19 protein-coding genes and 1 pseudogene are annotated in these 20,163 nt (G+C 54.0%); 16 read left to right on the top strand and 4 right to left on the bottom strand.

All coding sequences use genetic code 11. The features are described from left to right. Positions 1 to 79: 79 nt before the first annotated feature. Both ubiC and ubiA read left to right on the top strand, forming a co-directional pair. Positions 80 to 598 (top strand): chorismate lyase, encoded by a 519-nt coding sequence (ubiC, locus tag ACFQW4_RS22150; protein WP_137384959.1) that lies wholly within the window; start codon positions 80 to 82, stop codon positions 596 to 598. A gap of 7 nt (positions 599 to 605) precedes the next feature. Continuing rightward, positions 606 to 1,490 (top strand): 4-hydroxybenzoate octaprenyltransferase, encoded by an 885-nt coding sequence (ubiA, locus tag ACFQW4_RS22145; protein ID WP_110868146.1) that lies wholly within the window; start codon positions 606 to 608, stop codon positions 1,488 to 1,490. Between the two features lie 48 nt (positions 1,491 to 1,538). On the opposite strand, the gene plsB is transcribed toward ubiA, so the two are convergent. Next, positions 1,539 to 3,962: a glycerol-3-phosphate 1-O-acyltransferase PlsB gene (plsB, locus tag ACFQW4_RS22140; protein WP_110868147.1), complete on the bottom strand. Its 2,424-nt coding sequence runs from the start codon at positions 3,960 to 3,962 to the stop codon at positions 1,539 to 1,541. Between the two features lie 127 nt (positions 3,963 to 4,089). On the opposite strand from plsB, the gene ACFQW4_RS22135 reads away from it, so the two are divergent. The 4 genes from ACFQW4_RS22135 (at position 4,090) to ACFQW4_RS22120 (ending at position 7,014) form a co-directional block, all read left to right on the top strand. Continuing rightward, complete coding sequence (locus ACFQW4_RS22135; RefSeq protein WP_101763070.1) at positions 4,090 to 4,458, top strand: diacylglycerol kinase; 369 nt, start codon at positions 4,090 to 4,092, stop codon at positions 4,456 to 4,458. Between the two features lie 105 nt (positions 4,459 to 4,563). Beyond that, a complete protein-coding gene (lexA, locus tag ACFQW4_RS22130; RefSeq protein WP_008109941.1) occupies positions 4,564 to 5,178 on the top strand; it encodes a transcriptional repressor LexA in 615 nt (204 codons plus the stop codon). A gap of 136 nt (positions 5,179 to 5,314) precedes the next feature. Then, the gene (gene dinF / locus ACFQW4_RS22125; protein ID WP_377727635.1) at positions 5,315 to 6,637 is read left to right on the top strand and encodes an MATE family efflux transporter DinF; all 1,323 of its coding nucleotides are present in this window, start codon (positions 5,315 to 5,317) and stop codon (positions 6,635 to 6,637) included. A gap of 164 nt (positions 6,638 to 6,801) precedes the next feature. After that, on the top strand, positions 6,802 to 7,014 hold the full coding sequence (locus ACFQW4_RS22120; protein ID WP_110868149.1) for a CsbD family protein: 213 nt from the start codon (positions 6,802 to 6,804) through the stop codon (positions 7,012 to 7,014). A 75-nt stretch (positions 7,015 to 7,089) separates the two neighbouring features. On the opposite strand, the gene zur is transcribed toward ACFQW4_RS22120, so the two are convergent. Continuing rightward, positions 7,090 to 7,608 (bottom strand): zinc uptake transcriptional repressor Zur, encoded by a 519-nt coding sequence (gene zur / locus ACFQW4_RS22115; RefSeq protein ID WP_101763067.1) that lies wholly within the window; start codon positions 7,606 to 7,608, stop codon positions 7,090 to 7,092. Positions 7,609 to 8,059: 451 nt separating this feature from the next. Here zur and traF point away from each other — a divergent pair, with 451 nt between their 5' ends. From traF to pspG, 3 genes and pseudogenes are all read left to right on the top strand, one after another. After that, positions 8,060 to 9,310, top strand: a complete 1,251-nt coding sequence (gene traF, locus ACFQW4_RS22110) for a conjugal transfer protein TraF (RefSeq protein WP_101763066.1) — start codon at positions 8,060 to 8,062, stop codon at positions 9,308 to 9,310. Between the two features lie 96 nt (positions 9,311 to 9,406). Then, positions 9,407 to 10,405, top strand: a complete 999-nt coding sequence (gene dusA, locus ACFQW4_RS22105; RefSeq protein ID WP_110868152.1) for a tRNA dihydrouridine(20/20a) synthase DusA — start codon at positions 9,407 to 9,409, stop codon at positions 10,403 to 10,405. A 234-nt stretch (positions 10,406 to 10,639) separates the two neighbouring features. Continuing rightward, positions 10,640 to 10,907 (top strand): annotated as a pseudogene (gene pspG, locus ACFQW4_RS22100) (envelope stress response protein PspG). A gap of 193 nt (positions 10,908 to 11,100) precedes the next feature. On the opposite strand, the gene ACFQW4_RS22095 reads toward pspG, so the two are convergent. Continuing rightward, positions 11,101 to 12,084, bottom strand: coding sequence for a quinone oxidoreductase (locus ACFQW4_RS22095; RefSeq protein WP_336769178.1), 984 nt, complete (start codon positions 12,082 to 12,084; stop codon positions 11,101 to 11,103). 73 nt (positions 12,085 to 12,157) lie between these two features. Between ACFQW4_RS22095 and dnaB the strand changes: the two genes are divergently transcribed. The 7 genes from dnaB to ACFQW4_RS22060 all read left to right on the top strand — a co-directional run bounded on the left by dnaB (position 12,158) and on the right by ACFQW4_RS22060 (position 18,874). Continuing rightward, complete coding sequence (gene dnaB / locus ACFQW4_RS22090; protein ID WP_101763062.1) at positions 12,158 to 13,564, top strand: replicative DNA helicase; 1,407 nt, start codon at positions 12,158 to 12,160, stop codon at positions 13,562 to 13,564. A gap of 128 nt (positions 13,565 to 13,692) precedes the next feature. Next, on the top strand, positions 13,693 to 14,184 hold the full coding sequence (locus ACFQW4_RS22085) for an Lrp/AsnC family transcriptional regulator (protein ID WP_097095220.1): 492 nt from the start codon (positions 13,693 to 13,695) through the stop codon (positions 14,182 to 14,184). A 228-nt stretch (positions 14,185 to 14,412) separates the two neighbouring features. Then, entirely contained in the window at positions 14,413 to 15,027 is a 615-nt protein-coding gene (locus ACFQW4_RS22080) for a YitT family protein (protein ID WP_008109953.1), read from the top strand. Positions 15,028 to 15,075: 48 nt separating this feature from the next. Continuing rightward, positions 15,076 to 16,269 carry an amino acid aminotransferase gene (locus ACFQW4_RS22075; RefSeq protein ID WP_101763128.1) on the top strand — a complete coding sequence of 398 codons (1,194 nt, stop codon included), beginning with the start codon at positions 15,076 to 15,078 and terminating at the stop codon, positions 16,267 to 16,269. A 190-nt stretch (positions 16,270 to 16,459) separates the two neighbouring features. Beyond that, on the top strand, positions 16,460 to 17,995 hold the full coding sequence (locus ACFQW4_RS22070; RefSeq protein ID WP_377727625.1) for a catalase: 1,536 nt from the start codon (positions 16,460 to 16,462) through the stop codon (positions 17,993 to 17,995). 108 nt (positions 17,996 to 18,103) lie between these two features. Next, positions 18,104 to 18,520, top strand: coding sequence for a secondary thiamine-phosphate synthase enzyme YjbQ (locus ACFQW4_RS22065; RefSeq protein ID WP_061718371.1), 417 nt, complete (start codon positions 18,104 to 18,106; stop codon positions 18,518 to 18,520). Between the two features lie 3 nt (positions 18,521 to 18,523). Next, positions 18,524 to 18,874, top strand: a complete 351-nt coding sequence (locus ACFQW4_RS22060; RefSeq protein WP_101763060.1) for an MmcQ/YjbR family DNA-binding protein — start codon at positions 18,524 to 18,526, stop codon at positions 18,872 to 18,874. A 6-nt stretch (positions 18,875 to 18,880) separates the two neighbouring features. Here ACFQW4_RS22060 and ACFQW4_RS22055 read toward each other — a convergent pair whose 3' ends face one another. Further along, positions 18,881 to 19,945: an NAD(P)-dependent alcohol dehydrogenase gene (locus ACFQW4_RS22055; protein WP_377727620.1), complete on the bottom strand. Its 1,065-nt coding sequence runs from the start codon at positions 19,943 to 19,945 to the stop codon at positions 18,881 to 18,883. Positions 19,946 to 20,163: the final 218 nt, after the last annotated feature.

Below are 20,163 nucleotides of genomic sequence, written 5' to 3'. Positions count from 1 at the left end.
TATCGCGTGGCACAACGAGCCGTGCCACGCATTCTCCTCTGCGCTAAACTAGGGCAACTTTTTTCCCGGAGATGTCCTGATGTCGCATGACGCGCTGCGCCAGTTACGCGCACTGCACTGGCTGCCAGCCTCTTCACCGCAGCTTTCTGCCCCGCTACTTGACTGGTTAATGGAAGAAGACTCCATGACGCGTCGCTTCGAGCAGCATTGCCAGCAAGTGACCGTAAAACTGATCCGCGAAGCGTTTATTGGCGCTGAAGAGATCTCGGAGGAAGCGGAATTTTTGCCCGCCGACCCGCGCTTCTGGTTACGTGAAATTGTGCTGTGCGGTGATGGCGAGCCTTGGCTGATTGGCCGCACCGTGGTGCCAGAAAGCACGCTGAACGGCCCCGAGCAGATGCTGCAACAGCTCGGTACGCGCCCGCTTGGCCGCTATCTGTTCTCTTCATCTACCCTGAGCCGCGATTTTATCGATCCCGGTCAGGTTGGCGATTTATGGGGACGCCGTTCCCGCCTGCGTTTGTCGGGCAAGCCGCTGCTGTTAACTGAACTGTTTTTACCGGCGTCGCCGCTCTATCGCGCGCTGGATCAAGGATAAAACCACTGTGCAAAACACCTTACCCATGACCAAATGGCAGGCTTACTGCCGCCTGATGCGTATCGATAAACCCATCGGCACTGTGTTACTGCTGTGGCCAACTCTGTGGGCACTGTGGCTCTCCGGCATGGCGATTCCACCGCTGCCGGTGCTGCTGGTGTTTGTGCTCGGCGTTATCGTGATGCGTGCTGCTGGCTGCGTGATCAACGATTACGCAGACCGCAAAATCGATGGTCACGTCAAGCGCACGGCGTCACGTCCGCTGGCCAGCGGCGCGGTGTCCGGGAAAGAGGCGAAGTTGCTGTTTGCCGGTCTCGGTTTGCTGGCGTTTATGCTGGTGTTGACCATGAACACCATGACCATTTTGCTGTCGTTTGGTGGCCTGGCGCTGGCGTGGGTTTATCCGTTTATGAAGCGCTACACGCATCTGCCGCAGGTGGTGCTCGGCGCAGCGTTTGGTTGGGCGATTCCGATGGGATGGGCAGCAGTTAGTGAGTCCTTACCTTTAGTCTGCTGGCTGGTTTTCCTGGCGAACATCTGCTGGACGGTGGCCTATGACACGCAGTACGCGATGGTCGATCGCGATGACGATTTGAAGATTGGCGTAAAATCGACGGCGATTCTGTTTGGCCGTTACGACAAACTGATTATCGGTTTACTGCAGCTGGCAACGCTCGGTTTGATGGCGCTGGTGGGCATGATGCTTCATCTGAATGGGGCGTTTTACTGGTCGCTGCTGCTGGCAGCAGGCTTGTTTGTGCATCAGCAGAAGCTAATTGCCCAGCGCGAGCGCGATCCCTGCTTCCAGGCGTTTCTGAATAACAACTATGTGGGCATGGTGCTGTTTCTCGGCATTCTGCTCAGCACCGTGCCGTTCGCGGATCTGTTATAAACAAAAAAGGCGCACTGAAGTGCGCCTTTTTATTAGCTTGTCGCCGCGTTAATCGTGGGTGACCGCGCTTTCAATCGTCAGACGCACGTCGCTGGTCACCAGTTCCGCCAGCATCTGCCACATCATATGACTGCGTTCGGCATCGGCATCGCCTTTGTCACTGATATATCCTTCATCACGCAGCGTGAGGACCAGCGCAGTAAACACTGCTTTATCAAAGAACTCTGGTGCGTTGATACCGTGCAGCACAGACAGGCGTTGAGCCAGCGTGCGGCTCTCTTTTTCCAGCGTGCCACGGTTGATGGCCGGTTTCGCGCTGAGGATAGCGAAGGTAATCGCGAAGCGCTGCAGCGTCTCACGAATACCCGCCGCCAGCAGTTGCAGCGAACGGTGACGTGCCGGCGTCATTCTTAGTTGACCATCCTGCAAGGTGATCAGGCCCTGACGCGCCATCTCTGCACAGAGTGCGTTAAGTAGCGCAGGCAACTCCGCCTTGTCCCAGCGCAAGAACAACTCGCTCTTTAGCATCGGATATACCAGGCTAACCTGACGCAGCAGCTCTGCTTCGCTGATTTCCCGATGTTGTTGCACGATGGCGGCAATCAACGATGGCATCACCAACATGTGATGAATGTTGTTGCGATAGTAGGTCATCAGCACCGCCTGCTCGCGCGGCAGGATGATGATGTCGCCAATGCTGTCTTGCTCGGTCTCGAACTTGTTCATGCCCATGGCGTGATCAAGCAGCGCTTCGGCGCTCATGTCAGGCACCGTGGCTTCTGGCGAATAGGGCACATTGCGCAGCAGCTGGGTGTAGCACTCTAACTGCTCAATCAGCTGTTCGCGGGTCAGTGAACGCTGACGTGACGCCAGTAGGGCGGTGACGCACAGGTTCATGGCGTTGGCTGCACCGGCTTCATTGATGCGCACCATCAGCTTCGCCGCAATGTCATTCACGGCGGGCGTCATCCAGGCTGGGCGTTGCGGTTCGATAGGATCAATCGCATCTCGCCATTCGGGCACGTTTTTGTTCAGATAGTTCATCAACGGCAGGGGTTCACCGAAGTTAACGTAGCCCTGGCCGAGATTGCGCAGCTTACGTAAACCGCGCACCATCTGCAGGAAACTCTCTTTCTCTTTGGCCGCACCCCGCAGCTCTTTGGCGTACGTGCCCACTTCCATCACATGCTCGTAGCCGATGTAAATCGGCACGAAGGTGATTGGACGACTGCCGCCGCGCAGCATCGCCTGCAGCGTCATTGATAGGGTGCCGGTTTTTGGATCCAGCAAACGACCGGTACGTGAACGTCCGCCCTCCACAAAGTATTCAACGGAGTAACCCCGGCTAAACAGCTCGCCAAGATATTCACGGAACACGGTGGAATAGAGTTTGTTGCCCTTAAAGGTACGACGAATAAAGAAGGCGCCCAGACGACGGAAAATCGGGCCGGCTGGCCAGAAGTTCAGGTTAATACCGGCAGCAATGTGCGGCGGCACCAGGCCTTGATGATAAAGCACGTAGGAGAGCAGCAGGTAATCCATGTGGCTGCGGTGGCAGGGCACATAGACAATCTCATGACCATCCTGCGCCAGCTGACGCACGCGCTCACCGCCATGCACGTTGATGCCCTGATACAGGCGGCTCCACAGCCAGCCCATCACGCGGTCAGTGACTTTAATCGCTTCATAAGAGAAGTCCGCCGCCACTTCTTCCATCATTTCGATGGCGTTCTGCTGGGCTTTCTCATGCGAAATCTTTTTGCTGCGCGCTTCATCTTCTACTGCTTTTTCGATCGCTTTGGATTGTAACAGCTTGTTGAAGAGATCCTGACGTGCAGGCAGACGCGGGCCGACCGCGGCCAGACGTTGGCGGGCAAAATGAATGCGCGCCACGCGAGCCAGCTTTTGGGCAATCGACTTATCGGTGCCGTGCTCGGTCGCCATCTGGCGCAACGAAACGGTTTGCGAGAAGCGTACAAAACTGTCGCGGCCGTGCCACAAAATGGCGAAGAACTTCTGCACGCCATTGAGCACGCGCAGATGCGGCGTGGATTCACCGGAGGTTTCACGTCCCGGCGCACGACCAAACATCACCGCGACCGGCAGCATTTGCACATCGAGTTGCGGGTTGCTGCGGTGCAAATCCAGATAATCGTGGAACAGCTTTACCGATTCGGGATTGGCCACGAAATAGGGAATTACGCGTGGGCCATCGTGAATAAACACGTGGCGCGGCAGCAGGGTGCCATCGATCTCCAGCGGAGCTAGCGGATCGGGCAGATCATGTTTCAGGCATTGAGCACGCAGTGTGAGCAGGTCAGCCTTTGAATCATAAGGCAAAACATACATCACCGGACGTGTCGGATCGATCCCATGTTCAGAGATAGGATCGGTCGGAATGACCTTACTTTTTACCAAAATAGAGAGTGGTAAATTCAATAATTTGTAATAGAGTTTACGCCAACCTGACATAGACAACTTTAAGCCTCTTGTTAGCAAAGCGCGGCAAGCATACCAGAAAGCGCAGCGAAGGTCTGTGGCTCTGCCGCCTCATACTGCCCACACATTGACGTCAAAATAGTTCAAGGGTTCCATAGACATGGCAAATAACGTCACCGGTTTAGTAAGAATAGTGAAAGCCGCCGGTTATTCCTGGCAGGGCCTGCGTGCCGCATGGCAGCACGAAGCCGCTTTTCGGCAGGAAGCCATTGCCGCGCTGGTGGCCATTCTCGTGGCTTGCTGGCTGGATGTAGATACCCTTTCCCGCATCCTGATGATTGGCTCGGTAGTGCTGGTTATCATCGTTGAGATCCTTAATAGCGCTATCGAAGCGGTGGTCGACCGCATCGGGCAGGAGCAACATCCGCTCGCGGGCCGCGCCAAAGATATGGGATCGGCTGCCGTATTGCTGACTATCTTACTGGCTCTGTTCGTCTGGATCGCGCTGCTCTGGACGCATTTGAGATAGGGATTCCAGATTCATCAAACCGCTGATTTTTCCCTCTGTTACGGTTTTCATTTCGCGAATACCTGTATATACTCACAGCGACTGTATAAACAACCAGGGGGCGGGATGAAAGCGTTAACTGCACGGCAGCAACAGGTCTATGACCTGATTCGCGACCATATTAACCAGACGGGCATGCCGCCAACGCGTGCGGAAATTGCTGCGCAACTGGGTTTCCGCTCGCCCAATGCTGCCGAAGAGCATCTGAAAGCGCTGGCGCGTAAAGGCGTAATTGAAATTGTTTCCGGCGCATCGCGCGGAATTCGTTTGCTGATGGAAGAAGAACCGAGCGAAGGGCTGCCTCTGATTGGCCGCGTCGCTGCCGGTGAACCTTTGCTGGCTCAAGAACACATCGAAGCCCACTATCAGGTGGATGCTAACCTCTTTAAACCGAGCGCCGATTTCCTGCTGCGCGTGAGCGGTATGTCGATGAAAGACATCGGCATTATGGATGGCGATCTGTTAGCGGTACACAAAACGCAGGAAGTGCGTAACGGCCAGGTTGTCGTGGCGCGCATTGATGATGAAGTCACAGTGAAACGCTGGAAAAAGCAGGGTGCGATTGTCCATCTGCTGCCGGAAAACACCGATTTTCAGCCGATTGTCGTGGATACCCGTGAGCAGTCGCTAACCGTTGAAGGTTTAGCTGTCGGGATTGTGCGCAACGGCGAGTGGCTCTGATCAGTTTCTGATCCACTTTAACTGCGGCGGTGCGTGTTTGCGCTGACCGCAGTCTGCTGTTTTACTTCTCTGTGACTCTTTCTGCGGCTCATTCTGGCGCCATTACGCTGATTACCGCACACAACGGAATGGGCTAATGCAGCTGTTTTCCTCTTCAGATAAAACGCTCTGGCGGCTAGCGCTGCCGATGATCCTGTCAAATATCACCGTCCCATTACTGGGTGTAGTGGATACCGCCGTTATTGGTCATCTCGATAGCCCGATCTACCTCGGTGGCGTCGCCGTGGGCACAACCGCCACCAGCTTCATCTTTATGCTCCTGCTTTTCCTGCGCATGAGCACCACCGGACTCACCGCTCAGGCATTTGGCGCCAATGACAAAACGGCGCTGGCGCGCGCCTTAACACAGCCGCTACTGATTGCGCTGGTTTTTGGTGCGCTGTTTATGGTGCTGCGAACGCCGGTCAGCAGCCTGGCGGCAGCGTTAATGGGTGGCAGCCCGGAAGTGCAGCAACAGGCGAAAATATTTATTGAGATTCGCTGGCTAAGTGCGCCCGCAACCTTGGCCAATTTGGTGATTCTTGGCTGGCTGCTGGGCGTGCAGTATGCGCGGGCACCGATGGTGCTGCTAATCATCGGCAACCTGGTGAATATCCTGCTGGATCTGCTGTTCGTGCTCAAACTGCATTGGGGTGTCGCCGGAGCGGCGGCGGCTACCGCGCTGGCAGAATATGTCACGCTGGGCGTGGGTTTGTGGATGGTGGCGCGGGTGCTAAAGATGCGCGGTATCCATTTTGCTTTACTCAAAAGCAGCTGGCGCGGCGATGCGGCGCGGCTATTCCGCCTCAATCGCGACATTATGCTGCGGTCTTTGATGCTGCAAATATGCTTCGCGTCGCTCACCATCCTTGGCGCACGCATTGGGCCGGATGTAGTGGCAGTCAATGCGGTGCTGCTGATGTTCCTCACTTTCACCGCATACGCGCTTGATGGATTTGCCTACGCGGTTGAAGCCTGTTCGGGTGAAGCGGTTGGGGCCAAAGATCGCAGCCGACTATTGCTGATTTGGCATGCGGCTTGTCGCCAGGCATGCTTCGTCGCCGCGATCTTTGCGCTGATTTATGCATTCACCGGTCCGGAGATTGTGGCGATGCTGACGTCACTGGAAGCGCTACGAGAGATGGCCGACCGCTATCTGCTTTGGCAAGTGATTCTGCCGCTGGTTGGCGTCTGGTGCTATCTGCTGGACGGCATGTTTATCGGCGCGACGCGCGGGCGTGAGATGCGCAACAGCATGGTGATGGCGGCGATCGGCTACGGTGTCTCGCTGCTCACGCTGCCGTGGCTCGGTAATCACGGTTTATGGCTGGCGGTGACGGTATTCCTCGCGTTACGCGGACTGACGCTGTGGCTCATTTGGCGTGGTCACTGGCGGCGCGATAGCTGGTTTAACGCCTGAATAAGCGAAGCGTAACCTACAGATTAATCTGTATTTCCCTGCAAACTGCGAAGCGGCTACTACAATTACCTCATACGGCGCATATGAGTAGCGCGTTGTCTGGGTATATCGCCAGCTAAGCAGGCAATATATCTATCTCACTCAGGATGTAGTGGAGGAATATTATGAACAAAGACGAAGCGAGCGGAAACTGGAAGCAGTTCAAAGGCAAGTTTAAAGAGAAGTGGGGCAAGCTGACCGATGACGACTTCACTGTGATCGAAGGTAAACGCGATCAGCTGGTTGGTAAAATCCAGGAACGCTACGGTTATGGTAAAGACCAGGCCGAGAAAGAAGTGAAAGACTGGGAAACAACCAACAAAGATTACCGCTGGTAACCTCACTTCACGGATGATGCTCCTACCCGCCAATCATTTAGCGTAGTGATTGGCCCGGCACAAGGATGTGCCTCCCTATTTTCTTACCCGCTTTTTACCCTCTACCTGATGGTCATGCTCGCAGCTTTCATGGTGCGTACAAGCCGCCACTTCTGCGCAATTTTCACACAGGCCATGTGCCTCAATCACGGTATGTCGCAGAGAAAACCCCGCCTGGTCCGCTAATGCAGCGATGGTTTTTTCCACGCCATGAGCATGTTTTTCGCTAACTGCCGCACAACCGTCACACACCAACATCACCGAAGTATGTGCTGGCTCATCAAAATGATGGCAAACCACGTAACTGTTATTTGACTCTACGCGATGAATAAATCCCTGTTCCAGCAGGAAATCCAGCGCGCGATAGATGGTGGGCGGTTTTGCTTGCGGTTCACTGACACGCAGTTGATCCAGCAAATCGTAAGCGCTTATCGAACCGTTCTGCTCTGCCATTAAGCGCAACACTTCTGCGCGTTGAGTGGTCAGGCGCACGCCGCGATCAAGGCAAAGTGATTCAGCCTGGGTAAGAAGTTGTTCTGGCGTGAGGTTTGACATAAGCATTCTCCGGGTTGCAGGTGATGTTATTTTATCACACAAAATTTTACGCTGCTGTGATTGCTTATTGTCCTTAAAATCCCTAAGAAAATTCTCCTCAATCAATAGATTACCATCGCCATTTTCCCGTCAATATTGCTGCAACACTAATGTCTGTAAAATGCGTCCGGCCAGGCAGCGCAACGCTTGCACGGATTTTGCTTTGCAACTCACCGGGTTAGCGGCTATGGTTCAAAAGGTCTTAAGTAATTTCTGGTCTCAATTTACTCACTGTTAATTTTTCTGCATAAAAACACAGCGGAATGGCGTGGAAGCGTCCAATTCTGCGAATAGCAGTGCTATTTCCTTTTAATTCACAGCAATGAAGCGTTAGCCAGGGTTCAGAATAGCGGCTAACTAAACTTTCAGTCGGTGAGTGATTCAGCGACATTTCAAAGGTGATGGCAGGCTCATGGCGAAGACATTATTCAGGCACAAAAAAGTAGCTTATCTTGTTGGTTTGAATGCAGTATTTCTCTCTTCCTCAGCTCTGGCAGCAGGTACATGGTACGACGCGCGTAACGACGCAATGGGCGGTACCGGCGTAGCCTCTTCCACCTGGAGTTCAGCGGTGCTGGCTAACCCAGCATTGATGACCAAGGCGCAGCCTGAAGATAACGTCAGCATCATTCTTCCATCAGCCGGCGCACAGGTTACCGATAAAGACAAATTGATCGATCGCGTTGACGACATTACCGATACCGTTGATCGTTATCAGGACGTGATCGATGACCTAACCTTTCAGGATTACCTCAATGGTTACCCGCAGCTGAAGGCCGCCGCAGGCGATATGGCAAACCAGCTCAGCGATCTGCGTGGTAATAAAGCTCACGCGACAGCCGGTGTGGCCGTGGCCGTCACCGTTCCGAATGAAACCTTACCTTTTGCCTTTATCACCAAGGCTTACGGCACTGCGATTGTGCGCGCCAACGTGGCTGATAGCGATATTGCCTACCTGCGCGCGGTTGCCAATGGCACGAGAGTGCCTGTGCCGGGTGATGAAAATAATTTGCGCTCCAGCGCCAATGGCCTGGCGGCATTAGTCACCGATTATGGTGTGTCAGTCGCGCATGAGTTCTCGATTGCCGGCCATCCGGTTTCTGTCGGCGTGACGCCAAAGCTGCAGAAAACCTGGCTGTATAACTACACCGCGAGTATCTACAACTACGACAAGAGCGACATCAACAGCAGCCGCTACCGCAGCAGCGATACCGGTTTCAACATGGATGCGGGTGTCGCAACAGATTTCGGTGAGAACTGGACCTTTGGCGTGACCGGACAAAACCTGATCTCGCGCGATCTCGATACCAAAGAGGTGAACGGTTACCGCGATACTTATCAAATTCGTCCGTTGGTCACTACAGGGCTTTCCTGGAATAACGGGCCGTTTACGCTGGCGGGGGATGTTGATCTGACTGAAACCAAGCGCTTCAAGTCGGAAGACACCAGCCAATATGCTGGCGTAGGTGCGGAATATCGTGTGCTGGATTGGCTGGCGCTGCGTGCCGGCTATCGCGCCGATCTGAAGTCGACCGATACTGACGTGTTCACCGCCGGTTTGGGTGTGTCACCGTTCAACAATGCTGTCCATCTGGACCTGGCCGGTTCTGTGGGTAAAGACAACACCGTAGGTGCCATGCTGCAGCTCGGATTCAACTTCTAATTACCCGTCTGATAACGGGCGGCTGTGCCGCCCGTTTTGCTGTGATATGATTGCGCAGTTTCTCATCACTTACTTACTGCGGATTTACTGCGTTTCATGACCGATACTTTCTCCTCGCAACGTTTTTCCATCGCCCCAATGCTCGACTGGACCGATCGTCACTGTCGTTATTTTCACCGTAAGCTGAGCGGTGACACGCTGCTGTATACCGAAATGGTGACGACCGGCGCGATCATTCACGGTAAAGGTGACTATCTGGCCTACAGCGAGGAAGAGCATCCGCTGGCGCTGCAGCTGGGTGGCAGCGATCCCGCCGCCCTGGCGCAGTGCGCTAAGCTGGCAGAAGAGCGTGGCTACGATGAGATCAACCTCAACGTGGGTTGTCCATCCGATCGCGTCCAGAACGGACGTTTTGGCGCCTGCCTGATGGGCGATGCGGCGCTGGTTGCCGACTGCATTAAAGCGATGCGTGATGTGGTGAGCATTCCGGTGACGGTCAAAACTCGCATCGGTATTGATGAGCAGGACAGCTACGAATTCCTGTGTGATTTTATTGGCACCGTGGCGCAACAGGGCGGCTGCGATACTTTTATTATCCACGCGCGCAAAGCGTGGCTATCGGGTTTAAGTCCGAAAGAGAATCGCGAGATTCCGCCGCTCGATTATCCCCGCGTTTACCAGCTGAAGCGCGATTTCCCGGCGCTGACCATGGCGATTAATGGCGGCATCAAAACGCTGGAAGAGGCCAAACTGCATCTGCAGCATATGGATGGCGTGATGATGGGGCGCGAAGCCTATCAGAATCCGGGGATTCTGGCGCAGGTTGACCGCGAGCTGTTTGGTCGCGATACGCCGCGCGTCGATCCGGTAGCGGTGGTGCGCTCGATGTATCCTTACATTGAAGCTGAACTATCCAAAGGCATGTACCTCGGCCATGTGACGCGCCATATGCTTGGCCTGTTCCAGGGCATTCCGGGTGCGCGCCAGTGGCGTCGCTATTTAAGTGAAAACGCCCACAAACCCGGCGCCGATGTGCGCGTGCTGGAAGCGGCGTTAGCGCTGGTAGCGGATAAGATCCCACAGGAAGTGATGTAATCACTGTTTAGCATGCCGGAACCTTCCGGTTTGATACGGTGCGCCTTCATGCGCACCGTAAAGCCAGTACCATAATTTTATAGATGGTTATTTCTACGCCGAGAATTAGTTTTTTTCATCACCTCATTATTTCTTCATTCAACTCTTGTCCATTGCTTTCAAGCAGTTAGCTATTTTTATAACCTGGCACGTATCTTGTAATGTTCCTGATGTTACTTACACAGGAGAGCCTTAGTGGAAATTCTATTTGTTATCGGCTTTTTTTCTGATGCTGCTGTTCACCGGCGTTTCGTTGCTGGGCGTTATTGCAGCATTGGTGGTGGCGACCGCTTTGATGTTCTTTGGCGGATTGCTGGCAATTGTTATTAAAGTGTTGCCATGGCTGGTATTGGCGGTTGTCGTTGTCTGGCTTTATCGGGCATTTACCACGCCTTCAGGTGAGGCAAAATTGCGCAGGCTGAAAAGAAAAATCAGCGACTTAGATAGAAGGGACTGGCGCTAATTGCGGTGACGATCACAGACTCGGATATTGCTTAGCATTATTCCGCATTTAAACATATTTTTTACTTATGTTTTCTGTCAGGATGATTGGCGTTGTTTCAAACGAATTCATCGCCGCTGTCCCTACACCAGCGCGAACTATAAAAAGAAAGAAAAAGGGGCTTCCTACGGGAAGCCCCGTTTGCATTTAGCGATCAGGGAATCAGCAGGCTGGAACCTTGAGTCGCGCGACTCTCCAGCACCTGATGCGCGCGCACCGCGTCACTCAAGGCAAATTTCTGCTGCTCGGGCACGTTAAGCTGAATCGCGCGGCTGGCGATCAGTGAGAACAACTCATTGCTGGCGGCATCCAGTTCTTCACGGTTGGTGATGTAACCGAACAGCGAAGGTCGGGTGACGAACAGCGAGCCTTTCTTGTTGAGAATGCCGAGATCAATGCCGGTAACCGGACCCGACGCATTACCAAAGCTGACCATTAATCCGTGGCGACGCAGGCTATCCAGCGATGGTTCCCAGGTATCTTTCCCCACTGAGTCATATACCACGGCCACTTTCTCACCATGGGTCAACTCGCTGACGCGCTTCGCGATATTCTCTTCACGATAGTTAATTGTCGCCCAGGCACCGGCATCTTTAGCTATCTTCGCTTTCTCAGCCGAACCCACCGTGCCAATCAGATGTGCGCCGAGCGCTTTGGCCCATTGGCAGGCGATCAAACCCACGCCACCCGCGGCGGCGTGGAACAGGAAGATTTCATCAGCTTTCACTTTATAGGTTTGGCGCAGCAGATACTGCACGGTTAAACCTTTGAGGAAAGAGGCCGCGCCTTGCTCAAAGGAGATGCTGTCCGGCAGGATCACCAGACGATCTTCCGCCACATTGTGCACTTCGCTGTAAGCGCCCTGCGCGGCCTGGCAATAGACCACGCGATCGCCCGCCTTAAACCGCGTCACCGCCGATCCGACGCGCTTCACCACGCCGGCGGCTTCGGTACCCAGGCCGGAAGGGAAGCTGCTTTGCGGATACAAGCCGCTACGCACGTAGGTATCAATGTAGTTAATGCCAATTGCCTTGTTTTCCACCTGCACTTCATGTTCGGCGGGATCGGCCAGTTCGAAATCGACCCATTGCAGTACATCTGGGCCGCCGTGTTGGTTGAACTGAATACGCTTTGCCATTCTGACTCCTGTGATTGTTCATCCTGGGACGGTATACTTGCGCGTCCCTTTCACGATCGGTAATGCATTCACTATGGCAGGAAATAAACCCACCAACAAATCGAACGAACCCCGCGATCGGCAGCTGGAAGGCGTGAAAATGCCGCCGCATTCCATAGAAGCGGAGCAGTCGGTGCTCGGTGGGTTGATGCTGGATAACCAGCGCTGGGACAACGTTTCTGAACGCGTCGTCGCCAGTGATTTCTTCAACCGCTCGCACCGTCTGATTTTCACGGAAATGCAGCGTTTGCTGGAAGCTGGCCAACCGATCGACCTGATTACGCTCTCTGAATCGCTGGAAACGCTTGGTGAATTAGAGATGGCCGGCGGCTTCGCCTATCTGGCCGAACTGGCAAAAAATACGCCAAGTGCCGCGAACATTGGTGCTTATGCCGATATCGTGCGTGAACGTGCGGTAGTGCGCGAAATGATTTCTGTGGCGAACCAAATCGCCGATGCCGGTTACGATCCGCAAGGACGGAGCAGTGAAGATCTGCTCGACTTTGCTGAATCGAATGTTTTCAAAATTGCTGAACAGCGCGCTAATAAAGATCAGGGCCCGCAGAATATCGAGCAGATTCTGGAAGCCACGGTATCGCGCATTGAGTCGCTGGTCTCAACGCCGCACGACGGCGTCACCGGCGTCGATACCGGCTATCAGGATTTGAACAAAAAAACCGCCGGTTTACAGGGCTCGGATCTGATCATCGTCGCGGCGCGTCCTTCGATGGGTAAAACCACCTTCGCCATGAATTTGTGCGAAAACGCCGCGATGTTGCAGGACAAGCCGGTGTTGATTTTCAGCCTGGAGATGCCCAGCGAGCAGCTGATGATGCGTATGCTGGCGTCGCTGTCGCGCGTAGATCAGACGCGCATTCGTACCGGTCAGCTGGAAGATGAAGATTGGGCGCGCATTTCCGCCACCATGGGGATTTTGCTTGAGAAGAAGAACATGTTTATCGATGACTCTTCTGGCCTGACGCCCACCGAAGTGCGCTCACGCGCGCGCCGCATCTTCCGTGAAAATGGCGGGTTGAGCCTGATCATGATCGACTACCTGCAGCTGATGCGCGTGCCTGCGCTGTCGGACAATCGTACGCTGGAGATCGCTGAAATCTCGCGCTCACTTAAAGCGCTGGCGAAAGAGCTGAATGTGCCGGTGGTGGCGCTGTCGCAGCTAAACCGCTCACTGGAACAACGTGCGGATAAGCGCCCAGTGAACTCGGATCTGCGTGAATCAGGTTCGATCGAGCAGGATGCCGACTTGATCATGTTTATCTACCGTGACGAGGTGTATCACGAAAACAGCGATCTCAAAGGCATCGCCGAGATCATCCTGGGTAAGCAGCGTAACGGCCCGATCGGTACGGTACGCTTGACCTTTAATGGCCAATGGTCGCGCTTTGATAACTACGCTGGCCCGCAATACGACGACGAATAACCCTTTCATTCCGGATGCATGCACGTTTTGTGCATGCATTTCACGTCATCAGAAAATAGTGTTGGACAACCCCGGCTTTAATCAGGTTATCTGTAGCAAAGCGCCCCTTATTACGCTGTGGAAACAGAATGACTCAGGTAGACGATCACGACCTTAAGATATTGACATTATTACAATCTAACGGACGCCTCACCAACCAGGAACTCAGTGATTTAGTCGGACTTTCGGCGTCGCAATGTTCACGCCGCCGCATCAATCTTGAGCAGGCCAATCTCATTCTCGGCTATCACGCACGCCTCTCGCCCGACGCGGTGGGCCTTGGCATGGTGGGATTGATTGAAGTGCGATTGAAAAACCATACGCCGGATTATGAAGAGAGTTTCCATCGCATGGTGGAAGAAGAAGCCGCGATCGTTGATGCGTTCAAAACCACCGGCGATGCTGATTATCTGCTGAAAGTGGCGGTGGCCGATCTGGCTTCACTGAGCGCGCTGATCAGCCAGTTAGTGGCTGGCCATCAAAGCGTGGCGCACGTGAAAACTTCCGTGGTATTGAGCCGTTTGAAAGAGAACGGTTTGATGATCATCCCGCAGCACAAAACGCGCCAAAAAAGTGCGTGACGTGCTAATCTGGTGCAATTATTGCCTTAATAATGCAAAAAACGCGCACCAGAAAACAGATTTGTGCATGGGTTGATGGTTTAAGTCGCAACTGATGCACAAAAACCTGCAATAAAGCGCCTTAGTTATCAATTGGATAATCACTGGCACCCATCGGCGGCGAGCATACGCCGCCGATGTGGTGCGTTTTTTGCATTTGAACCGCATCATTTGCAATGAGATTAACCCATGGATAACGTTGTTCAACCCACTAAAGTTCCCCATTCGCTGATTGAAGATGCGCTGGCGATAGTCCTCGGCACGCTAATGGTCTCTTTCGGCGTCATTATGCTGAAACAGGCGGGCGCACTCACCGGCAGTTCTGCCGGTATTGCCTTCTTAATCAGCTATTTGTCACCGCTCTCCTTCGGTAGCGCCTTCTTCCTGATCAACCTGCCATTTTACTGGCTGGCCGTGCGACGCATGGGCTGGGAATTTACCCTGAAAACCTTCTGCGCGGTTGGCCTGGTGTCGCTGTTCACCCATCTGCATCCGCTGTTTGTGCATTTTTCTGCGCTAAATCCGTTTTATGCGACACTGTTCGGTAACGTGGTGATGGGCATTGGGTTTATAGTGTTGTTCCGTCACAAAGCCAGCCTCGGCGGTATTAATATTTTGGCGCTCTGGCTGCAGGACCGCATCGGTCTGCGTGCAGGAAAATTGCAAATGGCGGTTGATACCTGCGTGGTATTAGCGTCGCTGTTTGTGGTGTCGTTACCGATGCTGTTTGCTTCAATCGCGGGCGCGGTGATCCTCAATCTCATCATCGCAATGAATCATCGTCCCGGCCGTTACATGGTTTGATGACGCATCTTTACCTCTTATTTATGACCAATCATGGAGATCTGCACCGTGTTTCAAAACGTTGATGCCTATGCCGGCGATCCGATTCTGTCGTTGATGGAAACCTTCAAACAAGATCCGCGCGATAACAAAGTAAACCTGAGCATTGGTCTCTATTACAACGAAGCGGGCATCATTCCTCAGCTGCAGGCGGTTGCCGCAGCAGAAGAGCGCCTGCAGGCGCAGCCGCATCAGGCGTCGCTGTATCTGCCGATGGAAGGTCTGAACGCTTACCGTAACGCCATTGCACCGCTGCTGTTCGGTAAACAACATCCGATGCTGCAAGCGGGCCGCATTGCGTCCATCCAGACGTTGGGCGGCTCAGGCGCGCTGAAAGTCGGTGCTGATTTCCTTAAGCGTTACTTCCCGGCGTCCAACGTGTGGGTGAGCGATCCGACGTGGGAAAACCACGTCGCGATCTTCAACGGTGCCGGTTTCGAGGTGAATACCTATCCGTGGTATGACGCGGAAACCAACGGCGTGAAGTTTGATGCGTTCATCGCCAAACTGAAAACCTTGCCGAAGCAATCCATCGTGCTGCTGCACCCGTGCTGCCATAACCCAACCGGCGCCGATCTCACCAACGCACAGTGGGATGAAACCACCGAAGTACTGAAAGCGCAGGAGCTGATTCCGTTCCTCGATATCGCTTATCAGGGCTTTGGCGCGGGCATGGAAGCGGATGCTTATGCGATTCGCGCGATTGCGGCAGCGGGTCTGCCTGCGCTGGTCAGCAACTCGTTCTCCAAGATTTTCTCGCTATACGGCGAGCGCGTTGGCGGCCTGTCTATTGTCTGCGATAGCGCGGAAGAGTCCGCTCGTGTGCTGGGCCAGCTGAAAGCCACCGTGCGCCGCAATTACTCCAGCCCGCCAAACTTCGGTGCGCAGGTGGTTTCCTGCGTACTGAACGACGAAGCGCTGCTCAACAACTGGCTGGCAGAAGTCGAAGCGATGCGTCTGCGCATCATCGACATGCGTCAGGCATTGGTTGAAGTATTGAGTACCAAACTGCCGGGACAAAACTTTGATTACCTGCTGAAACAGCGTGGCATGTTCAGCTATACCGGCTTGAGCGCGCAGCAGGTTGACCGTCTGCGTGATGAGTTTGGCGTGTATCTGATCGCCAGCGGCCGCATGTGCGTTGCCGGCCTGAACAGCCGTAACGTCAACCAGGTTGCTGAGGCGTTTGCTGCGGTGATGTAACTTCACTGCGACGGCGCGCCACAAAAAACCGCCAACATGGTTTGGCGGTTTTTTATTTATAACTTTTTTTAACTATAAACCGGACTGGTCTCGTTAGCGCTTCTCCCCATGAGTGTAAATATCCTCCAGCCTGAAACGGCGCGAGAGCGGCAATGTAGTCGCATATTTAAACTCACAAGGACGCACGCTTATGACCCGGACCGCTTACTCTTTTGCAGTCAAACCCCTCGCTTGTGTATTAGCCTTAGCCTTTTCCCTTCCGGTTTACAGCACCGCTTTAACGCGTGATAACGGCGCACCCGTCGGCGATAACCAGAACTCACAAACCGCAGGCGAAAATGGCGCAGTGTTACTGCAAGATGTGCAGCTGATCCAAAAGCTGCAACGCTTTGACCGAGAACGCATTCCAGAGCGCGTGGTACATGCACGCGGTACCGGCGCGCACGGCGAGTTCCGCGCCAGCAAAGATATCAGCGACTTAACCATTGCCGAAGTCTTTAAACCAGGCAGCGTGACGCCAGTATTTGTGCGCTTCTCATCCGTGGTGCACAGCAAACATTCACCGGAAACGCTGCGCGACCCGCGCGGTTTTGCCACCAAGTTTTACACCAGCCAGGGCAACTGGGATTTAGTGGGTAACAACCTGCCGGTATTCTTCATCCGCGACGCGATTAAATTCCCGGACATGGTGCATGCCTTTAAGCCTGATCCACGCACCAATCTTGGCAACGACGCGCGCACCTTTGATTTCTTCTCTCACGTACCGGAAGCCACGCATGGCCTGACCATGCTGTTCTCCAATATGGGAACGCCAGCAAACTATCGCCAGATGGATGGCAACAGCGTGCACGCTTATAAGTTCGTCAACGCCAAAGGCGAAGTGCACTACGTGAAATTCCACTGGAAAACCCTGCAGGGCGAGAAAAATCTCGATCCGGGCGAAGTGGCGGCTATTCAGAGCAGCACTTTCAGCCACATGACCGAAGATTTAGTGGCATCGATCAACAACAAAGACTTCCCGAAATGGGATCTCTATATTCAAACCATTAAAGCCAGCGATCTGGATAAATTCGACTTCAACCCGCTGGACGCCACCAAAATCTGGCCGGGTATCGCAGAAGTGAAAGTCGGCCAGATGGAATTGAACCGCAACGTGGATAATTTCTTCCAGGAAACCGAGCAGGTGGCGATGGCGCCATCGAATCTGGTTCCGGGCATAGAGCCATCGGAAGATCGCTTGCTGCAAGGTCGTTTGTTCTCTTACGCCGATACCCAGATGCACCGTTTGGGCGCCAATGGCCTGGCGTTGCCGGTCAACGCGCCGCGCGTGCCGGTGAGCAACGGTAATCAGGACGGCGCGATGAACAGCGGCAAGGCTGACGATCATGGCGTCAACTATCAGCCAAGCCGTGTCTATCCTCGCGAAGAGCTGCAGAGCGCCCGATACAGCCACAGCCCGCTGAGCGGCACCACGCAGCAGGCGATGATTGCTAAAACGCAGAACTTTAAGCAGGCGGGCGATCTGTATCGTTCCTTCAATGACAAAGAGAAAACCGATCTGATCAATTCTCTGGGCGGCGCGCTGAAAGGTGTGGATGTGCAGAGCCGCGCCATTATGTTGTCGTACTTCTACAAGGCTGATAAAGAGTACGGCGAGCGTCTGGCTGCGATCACTAAAGACGATGTGGGCAGCATCAAAACCATGGCCGCTAAGCTGAGCGACTAACCTTCAGTCGGCAGAGTTCACGCTCTGCCGCTTTTTCCTCTCTTCAGGGTTTACCTTTCGCCGACATGCTGCACACTTAAACGGTGTAATTACTTTTAGGATTCTGGCATGTGGCATCAACAAACGCTTACGCTTGGCGCCAAAGCGCGCGGCTTTCATCTGATCACCGACGAGATTGTCGGCCAGCTTCATGGCTTATCCGATGTGCGCGTCGGCCAACTGCATCTGCTGCTGCAACATACATCGGCGTCGTTAACGCTCAATGAGAATTGCGATCCCACCGTGCGCAGCGATATGGAGCAGCATTTCTTACGCCATGTTCCGGAAAGTGCGCCTTATCAGCACGATTACGAAGGGGCTGACGACATGCCGGCACACATCAAATCGTCACTGCTCGGCGTTTCGCTGCTGATTCCGGTTAACCGCGGTCGTCTGATGTTAGGTACGTGGCAGGGAATCTGGTTGGGTGAACATCGGGTGCAGGGCGGTGCGCGGCGTATCGTGGCAACCTTACAAGGGGAATAAAAGATGAATACTTCGGATTTACTGACGTACTGCATGAGCAAGCCGGGCGCGGAGCAAAGCTTTAAAGAGTGCTGGCAGGCGACGCAGATTAAAAGTGAAGGTGTGCTGTTTGCCATGCTTTATGAGGTAAAAGGGCGTCCGGCCTTGTCGCTGAAAGCCACGCCTGCGCTGGCGGAATTGTTACGTGAGGAGCACAACGATGTGTTTCCCAGCGAACATTTAAATAAGTCGCACTGGAGCACGCTGTGGCTGGATGGTTCGCTAAAAGATTCGCAGATTTACTATCTGGTGGATGCTTCCTGGCAACAGGCTGACGCCACGCGCGCGGCGGGCGTCAACCATGATGAACACTGAGGCGAATTAAGCCGCAGATTCCTCGCGCAGAGTATTGATATCAATCACGAAGCGGTATTTCACGTCGCTTTTCAGCATACGTTCGTAGGCTTCGTTGATTTGATTCATCGCGATCAGTTCGATATCTGAAGTGATACCGTGCTTGCCGCAGAAATCCAGCATTTCCTGGGTTTCCGCGATGCCGCCAATCAGTGAACCGGCAATGCTGCGACGTTTCAAGATCAGGTTGAAGACCTGCGGTGCCGGATGATCGTGCTCCGGCGCGCCGACCAGCGTCATGTTGCCATCACGCTTCAGCAGGGCGATGAACGGGTTGAGATCGTGCTGCGCTGCAACGGTGTTCAGGATGAAGTCGAAGCTGTTGGTGTGTGCGGCCATTTGGTCGGCATCTTTCGAGATCATCACTTCATCAGCGCCCAGACGTTTACCATCTTCAATTTTTGACGGTGACGTGGTGAACAGCACCACATGTGCGCCCATCGCATGAGCTAGCTTCACGCCCATGTGACCAAGGCCGCCCAAACCGACGATACCGACTTTTTTACCCGGACCGACATTCCAGTGGCGCAGCGGTGAGTAAGTGGTGATACCGGCACACAGCAGTGGCGCAACGCCCGCCAGATCGAGATTTTCTGGTACGCGCAGCACGAAGCTTTCATCTACTACCATGCTGGTGGAGTAACCGCCGTAGGTGATGGCTTTGGTTTCACGGTCTTCACCGTTGTAAGTACCAACGAAGCCATTCTCGCAATACTGCTCCAGCCCTTCCTGACAGCTTGGACAGCTGCGGCAGGAATCAACCATACAACCAACGCCGACCAAATCGCCCACTTTGTAGTTGTGGGTGTGAGCGCCAACGGCCGTCACGCGACCAACAATTTCATGGCCAGGCACCACAGGAAAAATGGTGTTGCGCCATTCGTTGCGCGCGGTATGCAGGTCCGAGTGGCAGACGCCGCAGTACAACACTTCAATCTGCACATCATGAGCGCGCAGTTCGCGTGGCTTAAAATCGAACGGGGCGAGTTTTGCTTTCGCGTCCTGTGCGGCATAGGCATGCGTAATATTCATGGTGTCTCCAGTAGGATGTGTCGTGATTTCTATGCGGGATCCCGTTCAGCACACTGAAGGGATAAAGGGCGTAAGGGACGCCAAAAGGAACGTTGTAAGGATAGTCAGCAGGGGGGAATGCGTATATGCCTGAAGTTGTCTGATTCTTGCCTGTTCCTGCATTTCGTTGCGGAATCCGACAGAAAAAAACAGGCCCGCAATGGCGGGCCTGAGAGAAA

The organism is Pantoea sp. GCM10028869 (assembly GCF_042666835.1).
GTDB lineage: Bacteria > Pseudomonadota > Gammaproteobacteria > Enterobacterales > Enterobacteriaceae > Pantoea > Pantoea leporis.
Note: the sequence above shows the minus strand (reverse complement) of the source record. Positions and strands in the feature narration are given on the sequence as shown.